Raw genomic sequence first — 440 nt, 5'->3', positions numbered from 1 at the left:
CGGGCCTCGAGCAGCGCGGCCGGGGGATTCGCGGGCATGCGGCCCCAGCCGGTCCGCGGCGTGAGGATGCGCGCCCCTGGGACGTCCGGTCGGTGCAGCGTCCATCCCTGGAACGTGGTGCGCCCTTCGCGCCGCGCTGCGCTCTCCGCCTGGTCGAGGAGTGCCTCCTCCACACCGCGGCCCCAGAACTCCTCGGGTACGAGCACGTCGATCTCAGCCGCACGTGCTCCCTCCTCCTCGGGGTAGTCGATCGTCACGATCCCGACGATCCGCCCGCCGCGCTGGGCGACGAAACCCGTATGGCGGGTGTCGGACGGGGCGCGCCAGGCGGGCAGCATCTGAGCGGCTGTCGGGGCGAGGTCGGGCAGTCCCGCCCTCTCGGCGCACACACGGCGGTTGAACTCGCCGTAGACGACGAAGTCCTCCGCATCGGGAGCGTC

At 73.0% G+C, this 440-nt stretch carries 1 protein-coding gene; it reads right to left on the bottom strand.

Annotated elements, in window-relative coordinates:
* The coding region (locus ASV53_RS24610; protein WP_141226349.1) for a GNAT family N-acetyltransferase at positions 1–440 on the bottom strand (440 nt) is incomplete at both ends.

The sequence above is a fragment of the Photobacterium sanguinicancri genome (genome assembly GCF_002265265.1).
Lineage (GTDB): Bacteria > Pseudomonadota > Gammaproteobacteria > Enterobacterales > Vibrionaceae > Photobacterium > Photobacterium sanguinicancri.
Note: the sequence above shows the minus strand (reverse complement) of the source record. Positions and strands in the feature narration are given on the sequence as shown.